Annotated in this window: 13 protein-coding genes; 6 read left to right on the top strand and 7 right to left on the bottom strand. The window is 59.6% G+C overall.

The genetic code is table 11. The features are described from left to right. Window positions 1-34 precede the first annotated feature (34 nt). From FD715_RS03115 to FD715_RS03100, 4 genes are read left to right on the top strand one after another with little or no spacing between them, the layout of a single operon-like run. A complete protein-coding gene (locus FD715_RS03115; protein ID WP_223274713.1) occupies window positions 35-1,057 on the top strand; it encodes a branched-chain amino acid ABC transporter permease in 1,023 nt (340 codons plus the stop codon). Beyond that, a complete protein-coding gene (locus FD715_RS03110; RefSeq protein ID WP_147104982.1) occupies window positions 1,054-2,352 on the top strand; it encodes a branched-chain amino acid ABC transporter permease in 1,299 nt (432 codons plus the stop codon). Before FD715_RS03115 ends, FD715_RS03110 begins: the two co-directional genes overlap by 4 nt. Continuing rightward, window positions 2,349-3,104, top strand: coding sequence for an ABC transporter ATP-binding protein (locus tag FD715_RS03105; RefSeq protein WP_147104980.1), 756 nt, complete (start codon window positions 2,349-2,351; stop codon window positions 3,102-3,104). The genes FD715_RS03110 and FD715_RS03105 overlap by 4 nt, the downstream gene beginning before the upstream one ends. Continuing rightward, entirely contained in the window at window positions 3,101-3,805 is a 705-nt protein-coding gene (locus tag FD715_RS03100; protein ID WP_370455332.1) for an ABC transporter ATP-binding protein, read from the top strand. The genes FD715_RS03105 and FD715_RS03100 overlap by 4 nt, the downstream gene beginning before the upstream one ends. 92 nt (window positions 3,806-3,897) lie before the next feature. Here FD715_RS03100 and FD715_RS03095 read toward each other — a convergent pair whose 3' ends face one another. Next, the gene (locus FD715_RS03095) at window positions 3,898-4,509 is read right to left on the bottom strand and encodes a glutathione S-transferase family protein (RefSeq protein ID WP_147104976.1); all 612 of its coding nucleotides are present in this window, start codon (window positions 4,507-4,509) and stop codon (window positions 3,898-3,900) included. Between the two features lie 77 nt (window positions 4,510-4,586). Here FD715_RS03095 and FD715_RS03090 point away from each other — a divergent pair, with 77 nt between their 5' ends. Both FD715_RS03090 and FD715_RS03085 read left to right on the top strand, forming a co-directional pair. After that, a complete protein-coding gene (locus FD715_RS03090) occupies window positions 4,587-5,795 on the top strand; it encodes a serine hydrolase (RefSeq protein ID WP_147104974.1) in 1,209 nt (402 codons plus the stop codon). 13 nt (window positions 5,796-5,808) lie between these two features. Further along, window positions 5,809-6,687, top strand: coding sequence for an acyl-CoA thioesterase II (locus tag FD715_RS03085; protein WP_147104971.1), 879 nt, complete (start codon window positions 5,809-5,811; stop codon window positions 6,685-6,687). On the opposite strand, the gene FD715_RS03080 is transcribed toward FD715_RS03085, so the two are convergent. The 6 genes from FD715_RS03080 to pstC all read right to left on the bottom strand — a co-directional run bounded on the left by FD715_RS03080 (window position 6,675) and on the right by pstC (window position 12,689). Continuing rightward, window positions 6,675-7,439: an SDR family oxidoreductase gene (locus FD715_RS03080; protein WP_147104968.1), complete on the bottom strand. Its 765-nt coding sequence runs from the start codon at window positions 7,437-7,439 to the stop codon at window positions 6,675-6,677. The two genes, FD715_RS03085 and FD715_RS03080, sit on opposite strands and share 13 nt — an antisense overlap. Window positions 7,440-7,664: 225 nt before the next feature. Further along, complete coding sequence (gene phoB, locus FD715_RS03075; protein ID WP_147104966.1) at window positions 7,665-8,354, bottom strand: phosphate regulon transcriptional regulator PhoB; 690 nt, start codon at window positions 8,352-8,354, stop codon at window positions 7,665-7,667. Window positions 8,355-8,366: 12 nt separating this feature from the next. Continuing rightward, window positions 8,367-9,068 (bottom strand): phosphate signaling complex protein PhoU, encoded by a 702-nt coding sequence (gene phoU, locus FD715_RS03070; protein WP_147104962.1) that lies wholly within the window; start codon window positions 9,066-9,068, stop codon window positions 8,367-8,369. An 11-nt stretch (window positions 9,069-9,079) separates the two neighbouring features. After that, on the bottom strand, window positions 9,080-9,877 hold the full coding sequence (gene pstB / locus FD715_RS03065; RefSeq protein ID WP_147104959.1) for a phosphate ABC transporter ATP-binding protein PstB: 798 nt from the start codon (window positions 9,875-9,877) through the stop codon (window positions 9,080-9,082). Window positions 9,878-9,888: 11 nt separating this feature from the next. Beyond that, on the bottom strand, window positions 9,889-11,217 hold the full coding sequence (gene pstA / locus FD715_RS03060; RefSeq protein ID WP_147104956.1) for a phosphate ABC transporter permease PstA: 1,329 nt from the start codon (window positions 11,215-11,217) through the stop codon (window positions 9,889-9,891). Continuing rightward, window positions 11,217-12,689, bottom strand: a complete 1,473-nt coding sequence (pstC, locus tag FD715_RS03055) for a phosphate ABC transporter permease subunit PstC (protein ID WP_147104953.1) — start codon at window positions 12,687-12,689, stop codon at window positions 11,217-11,219. The genes pstA and pstC overlap by 1 nt, the downstream gene beginning before the upstream one ends. Window positions 12,690-12,704: the final 15 nt, after the last annotated feature.

Here is a 12,704-nt window from a genome sequence, read left to right as displayed (position 1 = left end):
CTTCTCTTTCCAAATACGGTGGGGAGTTTGAGGGGTGAAACCCCTCATTCCCGAAACATGGATCACGTCGCCGCAAGGCGTCCTTTGGATTACGGCTGATATGGACCTCATCCTCGTCAATCTCATCGACGGGCTCGTCACGGGCCTCCTCCTGTTCATGCTGTCAGCGGGTCTGACGCTGATTTTTTCCATGATGGGCGTGCTCAACTTCGCCCATGCGAGCTTTTACATGCTGGGCGCATATTTCGCCTTCCAGATCAGCCTGTATCTCGGCTTCTGGATGGGCCTCTTGATTGCGCCGCTGGTGGTTGGCGTCCTTGGGGCAGGGGTGGAGCGTTATGGGCTCAGGCGGGTGCACCAATACGGGCACGTGCCGGAGCTGATCTTTACCTTCGGCCTTGCACTGCTGATCGAGGAGTTGGTGCAGTTCATCTGGGGCAAGAACCAGATGCCCTATGCCACGCCGGAGGTCCTGCAATTCACCGCCTTCTCCATCGCGGGCAATTCGATCCCGGCCTACAAAATCTTCATGATTTTCATCTCGATCGCGATTTTCATCGGGCTCTTGTACGTGCTGACGCGCACACGGGTGGGCATGATCATCCAGGCGGCCCTGACATATCCCAAAACGGTTGAAGCTTTGGGCCACAACGTGCCGCTTATCTTCATGGGCGTGTTTGGCGTGGGCACCGCGCTTGCGGGTGTTGCAGGTGTCATTGCAGGCCCGGTCTTGGGCACATTCCCCGGCATGGCCTTTGTCCTCGGCTCCATCGTCTTCGTAACCATTGTCATCGGAGGCTTAGGCAGCCTGTGGGGCGCGCTGGTGGCTTCTTTGCTCATCGGATGGATCACAACGTTCTCCAAAGCGTACAACCTGCGGATGGAGGATCTGCTCACCTGGCTCGGCTTTACCAAGCCCGAACCGATCTGGGACAGCGCCTGGCGTGACCTGTGGTCGATCACCAGCCCGCAGATTGCAGACATCCTGCCTTACATCCTGATGGTGCTGATCCTGATCTTCCGCCCGTATGGCCTGTTCGGAAAGCGTGACGCATGACAGATCAGCTGACCACCGACCCGACCAAGCCCGCGCAACGGATGCGCGCGGGATCGTTGACGGTCCCATTGATCCCCTGGGTGCTGGCCGCGGCGCTGCTGATGGTCCTGCCGTTCATCTTCACGGCCAATTCCGCGATCACGATCATGAACCAGATGGCGATCACCATCATCTTCGCTTTGGCCTATAACATGCTGCTGGGGCAAGGCGGGATGCTGAGCTTCGGCCATGCCGTTTACGCCGGCGTCGGCGGCTTTGCCTGTGTTCACATCATGAACATGGACGACTTCTTTGCCCAGATCCCGCTACCACTGCTGCCTGTTTTTGGCGGCTTGATGGGCATGGGGCTGGCGACCATTGTCGGCTCGTTTTCCACCCGCAAGGCAGGCACAGTCTTTGCCATGATCTCGCTTGGCGTGGGTGAGTTGATTGCCGCCTGCTCGGTCATCATCGTCGCCTTCTTCGGTGGAGAGGAAGGCATATCGGGTGACCGTACCTACGGCATGCCGTTCTTTGGGGTCGAATTCCTGCAGCAGATCGAGGTCTATTACCTGATCGCCGCGTGGCTGCTGATTTCAGCGGCCCTCATGTACCTCTATTCGCGCACCCCGCTGGGGCGGATGGCCAATGCCGTGCGTGACAACCCCGAACGGGCCGAGTTTCTGGGGTACTCTGCCCGCTGGGTGCGCTTCTTCTCCTTCGTCGCCTCGGGCTTTTTCGCGGGTGTCGCGGGCGCACTCTTTGCCATCAACTATGAAATCCTGACCGAAGAGAACCTGAACACCACCCAATCCGGGCTGATCCTGCTGGCCACCTTCCTGGGCGGAGTAGGCTTCTTCTTCGGACCTATACTCGGGGCCATCGTGTTTACGCTGGTGCAGACCGTGCTGAGCCTGCAAACCGAGCTGTGGGGCTTCTACCTGGGCATCGTTTTTGTAGTAACGGTCATGTTCTTTCCCGGCGGTCTGGCGGGGCTGATCATGATGCATGTGCCTGCCATGCGTTTGGGCAAACTTGGCCTTCTGGGCATGCCATATCTCAAGACGCTCGGGTCGGGTGCGGTGGGATGTCTGGGTGCCGCGGCGCTGATCGAGATGACGTTTCACGCGCGCCACGCCAGCGCAGGCGATCACGAGATGACGATCTACTGGACCACATTCGACACCCATTCGGTCGTGCCATGGATTATCGCCATTGCCGTTACCTTGATCGGCTTTGGCATCGCGCGCCGTACCGCGCCAGCCCTGGCAGAGGCCTGGGGGCAGGCCAATACACCCGACGGAGCCATGCGATGACGGCCGCGCTGCAGTTGGATGGGCTCAAGAAGTCCTTTGGCAAGACCGAGATCATTCGCGGAGTCGATCTAAGCATCGGTAAAGGCGAGCGCCACGCTATCATCGGTCCAAACGGGGCGGGTAAATCGACCCTGTTCAACCTGATCACCGGTCGCTTTCCGCAGAGCGAAGGGCACATTCGGCTGCATGGGGAGGACCTCGCCGGCAAAGCGCCGTTCGAGATCAACCGCATGGGGCTGTCGCGCAGCTTCCAGATCACCAATATCTTCCCAAAGATGACAGTGTTCGAAAACGTGCGCTGTTCGCTGCTGTGGTCGATGGGATACCGCTATAACTTCTGGTCCATGGTGGGCCGCTCGCGTGCCTTGACCGAAGGCACCGATGAAATCCTCGACCAGATCAACCTGACCGCCCGTCGTGATCTGCCTGCGGGTGTCCTCAGCTATGCCGAGCAGCGCGCGCTTGAGATCGGGATCACCATTGCTGGTGGCGCGGATGTTATCATGCTGGATGAACCCACGGCTGGGATGAGCCATTCCGAAACCGACTACATTGTCGAGCTGATCCGTACGGTGACGGAGGGTAAGACGCTGGTGATGGTCGAACATGACATGGGCGTCGTATTTGGCCTCGCCGACCAGATCAGCGTGCTGGTTTACGGTGAGATCATCGCCACCGGCACGCCAGAGGCCGTGCGCGCGAACCCCAAGGTGCAGGAAGCCTACCTTGGCGAAGCATTGGAGGCGCACTGATGCTGGATGTCACTGACCTGCATGCGTACTACGGCAAATCCCACATCCTTCAGGGTGTGAATATCCAGATTGCCGAAGGCGAGATCGTGGCCCTTCTGGGCCGCAATGGCGTGGGCCGCTCGACCACCTGCAAGGCCGTGATGGGCGAGGTGGCCCCGCATGGATCCGTCAAGTTTAGGGGGCAGGAGATCGCGGGCAAGAAAGCCTATGAGGTGGCCAATCTAGGCATCGGATACGTGCCCGAAAACCGCGACATCTTTCCTGGACTTACCACGCGGCAAAACCTGATCCTCGGCCTCAAGCCGGGGCAAAAGGACGGGGAAGGGCGCTGGTCGATGCAGGACATGTTCGACATGTTCGAAAACCTCGCCCGCCGCGCCGATGTGGAGGCGTCGGTGCTGTCGGGGGGCGAACAGCAGATGCTGACCATGTGCCGCACCCTCATGGGCGACCCGGACCTCGTGATGATTGACGAACCGACCGAGGGGCTGTCACCGCAGATGGTCCAGCGGGTAGCCCAATTGCTGCAAGAGATCGCGAAACGCGGGATTGCAACACTTCTGGTCGAGCAGAAACTGTCCATCGCTCTCGACATCGCGCACCGCGTCTACGTCATGGGGCACGGGCAGGTCGTGTTCGAAGGCACGCCCGCTGAACTCAAGGCGCGCGACGACGTGCGCAAGGAATGGCTGGAAGTCTGATCTTCTTCTCTTTTCGAATACGGTGGGGCGTTTGAGGGGTGACGCCCCTCATTCCCAAAAATGAATCGCGTCGCCGCCAGGCGTCCTTTGCATCAAAGCGCCGCGGCTTTCTGGTAGGCCGGACGGGCCAACAGCCGGTCCGTATAGGCAGACAGATGGGGCAGGGCCGACATATCGCCCCCGATGCTTTTGGCCGATATTGCCGCCGATCCCGTCATGATGTCCGCCGCTGAAAACGCGCCCGCAAGGAAGTCCCGACCCTCCAGCGCCGCATCTACCGGGACCAACATCTGCCCCATCAGCTTCATGGCGCGTTTGGCATGCACCTCTGATCGACGCTCGGGCGGCAGAAAGAATGTCTCGACCATGTAGCTGTTGACCTGCGGCATGATCATGCCCTCGGCGTAGTGAAGCCATTGCAGATACGTGGGATAGTCCGCGTTGTCAGGGGCAGGCCGTAAGCGGCCATCGCCGTGGCGCGTCAGCAGGTATTCGAGAATCGCGCCGCTTTCCATGATCTGCACGTCCCCGTCAACGAGCACAGGCACACGCCCCATCGGATGCACCTGTGATCGAAACGCAGCGCTGCGCATGACCGGATCGCCCAGATCGTAAGACACGAGGTCGTATTCCAACCCCATTTCTTCGAGCAACCAGGTCACACGAACCGCGCGACTGCGTGGCGCAAAATGAAGTGTCAGCATCGCGATCTCCCCTCGCGCCGACGCTATGCCCGGTCGTTTTGCCTTGGCAACACCGCACAGCACCGTATCGTGACCACATGTCCCTGACCCTCGATCCCGCCCGACTGTCCCGCATCCAGACCTGGGCAGAGGCGTACGTGAGGGCGAAGAAATTTGCAGGACTGTCGGTGCTGATCCATCAGCATGGCAAGGAGGTCTTGTTTGCCCAGTCGGGTGTGCGCGACCTCGACAGTGCCGCGCCTTTTGAGCGTGACACGCTTGCGCGCATCTATTCGATGACCAAGCCGATCACCTCGCTCATCCTGATGATGCTGGTGGAGGAGGGGCGTCTGCACCTTGATGCGCCCCTTTCAACTTTCTTGCCAGACTTCGCAGAGATGCACGCGTTGCGACCAAACGCCAAGGATATCTCGGACACAGACCCAAGTCCGTCACCGACACTGCATCAGGTACTGACGCACCGGTCCGGTTTCAGCTACCCGTTCAATCCCGGTGTCCTGCCCAAGGCAATGCAAGACCTCGATCTGCTCTTCAAACCGACAGCCGGCACGCTGGCTGAACAATGTGCGCAGCTTGCAACCTTGCCGCTGGCTTTTGCGCCCGGTGCGCGGTGGGAGTACTCGGTCGGGATCGACGTTATCGGACGCGTCATCGAGGTTGTGACGGGCGAGACGTTGGATCAGGTGTTTCGCACACGCGTTCTTGGACCGTTGGGCATGGTCGATACCGGGTTTGCCGTGCCCGATGGCGCGCTCGACCGCTTTGCCAGCCTCTACACACCGCTGGCGGGCAACGCGATGGACCTGAATGCGCAAGCCAAGGGTGGCAACGCGCTGCGCCTTTTCGATGATGCGGAGGGCTCGCCCTTTCGCCGTACCACGTGTTTCAGCGGCGGTGGTGGGCTTGTCGGTAGCATCGACGACTACATGACATTTACTGAGTGCTTGCGGTTGCGCGGGCAGGGGCTGATTTCGCCCTCGACCGCAGACTTCATGATGTCGAACCATCTGCCCGGCGATATTGCGAGCCTGGGCCCAGCAAGTTTTGCCGAACAACCTATGGAAGGCATGGGCTTTGGCATCGGCGGTGCGGTCGTCATTGATCCGGCGCGCAGTCGCGTGCCGTCTTCGATTGGAGACTTCAGTTGGGGTGGCATGGCGTCCACGTTTTTCTGGGTCGACCGCGCGCACGACATCAGCACGGTGCTGTTTACACAGCTCAGCCCATCCTCCAGCTATCCCGCCCGCGCCGAACTCAAGGCGCTGGTGCATGGCGCGCTGATGTGACAGGACGGCGACCATGACGGATGCACACCAGACTTTGCTGGACCTTCTGGCCGTAGAACGGCTTGAGGTCGATCTGTTTCGCGGCACGGGGCAGGGCGGCGAGACACCCACGCGCATTTTCGGCGGTCAGGTGATTGGCCAGGCGCTTGCCGCCGCCTATCGTACGGTTGAGGACCGGTTATGCCATTCGCTGCACGCCTATTTCATCCGGCCCGGCGACCCGTCGATCCCGGTGATCTACCAGGTGGATCGCGCCCGCGATGGCGGAAGCTTTACCACCCGGCGGGTCGTCGCCATCCAGCACGGTCGCCAGATCCTGAACATGTCCGCCTCATTTCACGCGGACGAGGACGGGTGGTCACACCAGCACCCGATGCCCGAGGTCGAGGGTCCCGCGCACCTACCCGACCGCAAGGCGCTCCGTGAAACGGTCGTTGACCGCATTCCGCAAAAGTTTCATGAGGAGTTTCTGCGCCCGCGTCCGATCGACATCCGCGAAGTTGCCCCGCGCGATTTCTTCACGCCAGAGCCGATGGACGACCGCAGCCATCTGTGGTTCCGCATGGCGGCGGCACGCGGCATCAGCCCGCAATTGCAGCACTGTTTGCTGGCTTACGCGTCGGACCTGAACCTGTTGGGCACGGCATTGCGCCCACATGGCCAGACTTGGTTCACAGGCCGCGTCATGGCGGCGAGCCTCGACCACGCGATGTGGTTTCATGCACCCGCGTCGTTTTGTGATTGGCACCTCTACACGATGGACAGTCCGTGGTCGGGCAAGGGCAGGGGATTTAACCGCGGGATGATCTACGCCAAGGACGGCACGCTTGTCGCTTCCGTTGCGCAAGAGGGGTTGATCCGCCCGATCACTCCGAAGGCTCAGCCGGAATAGGCGCGGTTCAGCTTCTGCATCCCTGCGATCCAACGGTCGTAATCGGCCGTTTTCAGTTGCATATATTTGAGAACATTGGCGTGCGGCAGGACCAGAAATGTTTCGTCGCGAATGGCGTCCATGCAGGCTTGCGCTGCATCCTCAGGCTCCAGCATACCGTCAATTGCGGCAACGTGATCTTCGTGGCCTTCAGTCATGGCGGTGCGCACGGCCTGCGGGCACAGGACAGATACCTTTATACCCGCGTCGCCATGGGTGATGGCCAGCCACTCCGCCAACCCGACGGCCGCGTGTTTCGTGACCCCGTAGGGCGCCGATCCGATCTGGTTCAGCAATCCGGCCGCAGATGCGGTGTTTAGCAGATAGCCGCCGCCACGTTTGATCATTCGCGGCACAACATGACGAGCGGCCCAGACATGCGCCATGACATTGATTTCCCAAAGGCGCTGCCATGCAGCATCAGGCGCATCAGCGCCGCCTTCGACAAGAACGCCCGCGTTCGAGCAGAAGATGTCAATCGAGCCAACCGAGGCCTCAATATCTTCAATGAGGCTGGCGATCTCTGTTTCCTTGGAGACATCAACCTCTCTGGCCAAGCCGTTGATCGCAAGCGCTGTTTCCTTTGCACCAGTGATGTCGATGTCGGCACAAACCACCGTGGCAGCACCCTGGGCCGCAAATGCCTCGCACAACGCACGACCGATGCCGGCAGCGGCGCCTGTCACGACCACGGCCTTGTTCTTGATGTCCATTGCTTCTCCCAATTGCTGACATGCCGGAAAAGAACATGCACGCGGGAGTAGCCTAGGCTCGGTGCGCAAGGCTGCCAAGGGAGGGATGCGCTCTGACCGAACGTCACGAGCGCTGACGCGGTGACTGGCTCATTTCATCGGTTGATCCGTAAGGCCTATAATCCACATTATGTAAATTTAGGGAGTGACCGGAGTCAGTAAAATCCGATGCTTACACGGCTCAGCTCACCCAAGTGCATACCCAGCACCCCGCACTGTGCGGACCGGATCGCTTCCTCCGAAATACGTCAACGCCTTGCGCAACCGACCGATATGAACATCGACAGTCCGCGTATCGACATAGATGTCGCGGCCCCATACACGGTCCAACAATTGCTCACGGCTCCAGACGCGACCGGGTTTTTCCATAAATGTGCTCAGCAAGCGAAACTCGGTTGGCCCCAGTTTCAACTCGTCTTCGCCGCGCGTAACCTTATGGCTTTCGGCATCCAGAATAATGTCGTCAAATTCCAGACGCTGGCCGACAGTGGCTGGCCGCACACGGCGCAACTGGCTGCGCACGCGCGCCATCAGTTCGATCACGGAATACGGTTTGACCACATAGTCGTCGGCGCCGGTTTCGAGCCCGCGGACCTTGTCGACCTCCTCTGACCGGGCCGACAACATGATGACGGGAATGCTGCGCGTCTCTGGCCGGATCTTGAGCCTGCGGCACACTTCGATGCCGCTGAGGTTCGGCATCATCCAGTCCAGCACGATGATGTCCGGCATATCCTCGTCGACAAGCAGCAAGGCTTCGTCGCCGTTCTGTGCGCGGCTCACGGCAAAGCCTTCAGCCTCCAGATTATAGGCAAGAACTTCGCGTTGCGCGAGTTCATCTTCGACAACCAGAACACGGGGTTGATCGACGGACATTGGGGCTTTCTCCTATGCCTGAAGCGATGTCTTGTCCGCCTTTTGGCGGTTTTCATCGGGTATTGCGCCCGTCACCAGGTAGACGACCTGCTCGGCAATGGATGTGACGTGGTCACCCATCCGCTCGATATTTTTTGCAATGAAATGCAGGTGCATGCAGGCCGTGATGTTGCGCGGGTCTTCCATCATGAAGGTCAGGAATTCCCGGAACAGCGCGTTGTACATCTGGTCGACCTCGGTATCGCGGTCGATCACGTCCTGCGCCAGTTCGGCATCGCGCGCCACATAGGCATCAAGCGCGTCTTTGAGCATCCGTTCAACCTCTTTCGCCATGCGGCGCAAGGCGGCAGCACTGTCGTTCACGGGCGCCATTTGCGACAAGACGCTGGTGCGCTTGCCCATGTTTTTTGCATAATCTCCAATGCGTTCCAGGTTGGCGCTCACCTTGATGACGGACAGCACCAGCCTCAAGTCAATTGCCGTGGGCGCACGCAGCGCGATGACACGCGCAGCTTCTTCGTTGATCAGCTCCTCAAGATTGTCGATGGCCTTGTCGCCCTTGCGCACACGTTCTGCGCGCTCTTCGTCGCGGGTTTCAAGGCTGATGGCAGCCTCAAGGATGGCGTTCTCGACAAGCCCGCCCATTTTCATGATTTGGGCCTGGATCGCTTCTAGGTCCCGGTCAAAGGCCGAGGCGATGTGTTGGTCTTGCATGGTCATGCTCCTTAGCCGATGCGGCCAGTGATGTAGCTTTCGGTGCGCGGATCGACGGGATTGGTAAAGATTTGGCCTGTCTCGCCGTATTCAACAAGGTTGCCGAGGTGGAAGAACGCGGTCTTCTGGCTGACCCGTGCGGCCTGTTGCATCGAGTGCGTCACGATGACGACCGAATAGCTTTGACGTAATTCGTCGATGAGTTCCTCGACCTGGGCGGTCGCGATGGGGTCCAGCGCCGAGCATGGCTCATCCATCAGCAGAACTTCGGGTTCCGTGGCAACGGCGCGTGCGATGCACAAACGCTGTTGTTGCCCACCCGACAAGCCGGTGCCAGGCGCATCAAGCCGGTCTTTGACCTCATCCCAAATTGCGCCACGGCGCAAGGATTTCTCAACCAAATCATCCAGTTCCGCTTTGTTCTTCGCAAGGCCGTGGATGCGCGGGCCGTAGGCAACATTGTCATAGATCGACTTCGGGAACGGGTTTGGTTTCTGAAACACCATCCCGACCTTGGCCCGCAGTTGCACAGGGTCAACCTTGCTGTCGTAGATGTCTTCGCCATCAATATGAATGTCACCCATCACGCGACATACATCAATTGTGTCGTTCATCCTATTGATGCAGCGCAGGAAAGTGGACTTGCCGCAGCCAGACGGACCGATGAACGCCGTAACGGTCTTGTCCTCAATATCGACATCCACGTCCTTGATGGCATGTGTATCTCCGTAATAGACCTGCACGCCCTTGGCCGCGATCTTGACGTCGTTTTGGTCCACGTCTCTCTCCACAATTCTCATGTCGTTCATGTGCTTGCCCCCTACCAGCGGCGTTCGAACCGGCGCCGCAGGATAACGGCGATCGTGTTCATTGTGATCAGGAACAAGAGCAGCACGATGATGCCGCCCCAGGCTTTCTCGGTAAAGACCGCATCCGAGCGGGCAGCCCAGTTGTAGATCTGTGCCGGCACGGCCGAGTTCGGTTCAAGGAACCCTTCGACAAAGGTGTCGGGGTAACGTGCCACAAAGCCCACCATGCCGATCAGCAAAAGCGGTGCTGTTTCACCCAAAGCCTGCGCCAGACCGATGATCGTGCCCGTCAGGATGCCGGGCGCAGCCAGTGGCAGCACGTGGTGGAACACCGATTGCATCTTCGAGGCCCCTACCCCAAGCGCCGCATCCCGGATCGACGGCGGCACAGCCTTGAGCGATGCTCGGGTCGAAATGATGATCGTCGGCAACGTCATCAGCGTCAGCACCAGGCCACCCACCAAAGGCGCCGATTGCGGCAGATGTGCAAATTGGATGAACACGGCAAGGCCCAGGATACCGAAGACGATGGATGGCACGGCGGCGAGGTTTGCAATGTTCACCTCAATGAAGTCGGTGAACCGGTTCTTGGGCGCAAACTCCTCAAGATAGATCGAGGCCGCAACACCAATGGGCAGACTGAGCGCAAGAACCACCAGCATCATGAAGAATGACCCCAGAACCGACGCCCCGATCCCTGCGCCGCCGGGGTTGTCCACGCCGGTATCCACGCCCGTGATGAAGTTCCAGTTGAACACTTGCTTGATCAATCCCGCCTCTTGCATGGCGTCGATCAGATCGAAGTCTTCCGGCATGAAGAAGCGGTTGCCGCTTTGCAGGTCGTCGCGCGTAAAGGTTCCTTTAAGGTACCGGTCGACGCGAGATGATGCCGCCAGCTCAAAGCCGATCTGTTCGCCGATCTGGTCCTGATTTTCACGGTAGTAGGCGCGCAGGTCACCACCCACCTTGCCCAGCAGGCGGTCCACCGCATCTTCGTCAAATTCGATCTGCACGCCCTCGGCCTGCATCGTGTCCGACAGCGATGTGATGAAGTAATCGGTGTAAATGGCCGTCTTCAGCATCGCTTCTTCGGCTTCGTCGAATTGCTCCTGCGTCATGGTAAAGGGCACTTCGACCACAGCCTGACGGAACGCGGGCAAACCTGCGCTCAGGATGGCGGCCAGCAGCGCCAGCAGAAAGAACAGGCCGGTGCAGATTGCTGCGATGCCGTAGGCGCGAAACCGGCGCTCGGACGCGTTGCGTTTCTTGGTGCGCGCGTCCTCGTGGGTCAGCGACTTTGTGGGTCGCGCGCTTTCGGGGGTCATGGCTGCGTCGGTCATTACTCGTATTGCTCCCGATATTTGCGCACGATGTAGAGGGCAAAGACATTCAGCCCGAGCGTGATGATGAAGAGCGTCATACCGAGGGCAAAGGCGACCAGAGCCTCGGGCGAGGCAAAGTCGCTGTCACCGGTCAGCTGCGACACGATCTTGGCCGTTACGGTCGTCATCGCCTCGAACGGGTTGAGGCTCAGCCGGGCTGCCGCCCCTGCCCCCAGCACCACGATCATCGTCTCACCGATGGCGCGGCTCGCGGCCAGCAGGATCGCGCCCACAATGCCAGGAAGGGCAGCGGGCAGAACAACCTGCTTTATCGTCTCTGACTTCGTCGCGCCCAGACCGTAAGAGCCATCGCGCATTGCCTGTGGCACCGCGTTGATGATGTCGTCGGACAGTGAGCTGACAAAGGGAATTAGCATGATGCCCATGGCGAGACCCGCCGTCAGCACGGCGCGCTGGCCCTGCATCCAACCCAGCCCATCGTCGCCGAACACCGACAAAAGGATCGGACCAATGGTCAGCAGGGCGAACAGGCCGTAGACGATGGTAGGAATACCGGCCAGAACCTCAAGCAGAGGTTTGGCGATGCTGCGCATCTTTGGTCCAGCGTATTCCGACAGGTAAATCGCGGCGAACAACCCAATCGGCACCGCAACCAGCAAGGCGACAAAAGAGATATACAGCGTGCCCCACAAAAGCGGGATGATCCCCAGGCTGGATGCACCGCCGCGACCGGAGAAGCTGGGCGCCCATTCGAGGAGGAAAAAGAACTCTGACGCCGGATACAGGCTGAAAAACTCAATAGTGTTGAAGATCAGCGACAGGACGATACCGATCGTTGTCAGGATGGCCACAGATGCCGCCGCGATCAGAAGGGCCATAACGCCCTGTTCCACGGTGTTTCGCGCACGAAACGCTTTTTGGCCCTCCATCATGCCCCACGCCGCGCCAAGGGCAGCAACAATCAGCACCGCGATGGTCATCAGTAGGTTCGAGGCCTGGCTCATTGCGCGGTACGCTTGAGCGGCCCGCAGAACGGGTTGCGTGATCTGGTTCGTCACCACCTGTCCTGCATCGCGCAAGCGTTGCGTGATGTCGGTAAGCTCGATGCGCGCGTTTTTGGCGGTTTCGTCGTCAATCAGACTCAGGTTGACCGCGTTTTCCAGGCCGTCCGCGGTGCGGCGGACTTCCGACATCACCAAACCGATGTTCGAGCCCTCTCGCACCTCAGCTTCAGGGATCATCTGGGAAATGCGGTTATCAATGAACAGCGGTTGCACCAACAGCCACACAAACATGAGGCCCAACGCCGGAACGACTGATTTCATGAATGCGTTTGAGCCGTAATAGATCGGCAATGAATGCAGGTTGCGACTGTCACCATCCGCGCTGGCCAGCGCGCGACGCCGACCCACGACAAACCCAACGGCCGAGATCGCCAATACGATCAGGATGAGCCAGAAAACAGGCATATTTCCCCCAAAGTG

The sequence above is a fragment of the Tateyamaria sp. syn59 genome, from assembly GCF_007995245.1.
Lineage (GTDB): Bacteria > Pseudomonadota > Alphaproteobacteria > Rhodobacterales > Rhodobacteraceae > Tateyamaria.
Note: the sequence above shows the minus strand (reverse complement) of the source record. Positions and strands in the feature narration are given on the sequence as shown.

Coding starts and splice junctions, on each gene's coding strand:
- FD715_RS03110 (WP_147104982.1), top strand. CDS start 1,054: ATGACAGATCAGCTGACCACCGACCCGACCAAGCCCGCGCAACGGATG.
- FD715_RS03105 (WP_147104980.1), top strand. CDS start 2,349: ATGACGGCCGCGCTGCAGTTGGATGGGCTCAAGAAGTCCTTTGGCAAG.
- FD715_RS03095 (WP_147104976.1), bottom strand. CDS start 4,509: ATGCTGACACTTCATTTTGCGCCACGCAGTCGCGCGGTTCGTGTGACC.
- FD715_RS03090 (WP_147104974.1), top strand. CDS start 4,587: ATGTCCCTGACCCTCGATCCCGCCCGACTGTCCCGCATCCAGACCTGG.
- FD715_RS03085 (WP_147104971.1), top strand. CDS start 5,809: ATGACGGATGCACACCAGACTTTGCTGGACCTTCTGGCCGTAGAACGG.
- FD715_RS03080 (WP_147104968.1), bottom strand. CDS start 7,439: ATGGACATCAAGAACAAGGCCGTGGTCGTGACAGGCGCCGCTGCCGGC.
- phoB (WP_147104966.1), bottom strand. CDS start 8,354: ATGTCCGTCGATCAACCCCGTGTTCTGGTTGTCGAAGATGAACTCGCG.
- phoU (WP_147104962.1), bottom strand. CDS start 9,068: ATGCAAGACCAACACATCGCCTCGGCCTTTGACCGGGACCTAGAAGCG.
- pstB (WP_147104959.1), bottom strand. CDS start 9,877: ATGAACGACATGAGAATTGTGGAGAGAGACGTGGACCAAAACGACGTC.
- pstA (WP_147104956.1), bottom strand. CDS start 11,217: ATGACCGACGCAGCCATGACCCCCGAAAGCGCGCGACCCACAAAGTCG.
- pstC (WP_147104953.1), bottom strand. CDS start 12,689: ATGCCTGTTTTCTGGCTCATCCTGATCGTATTGGCGATCTCGGCCGTT.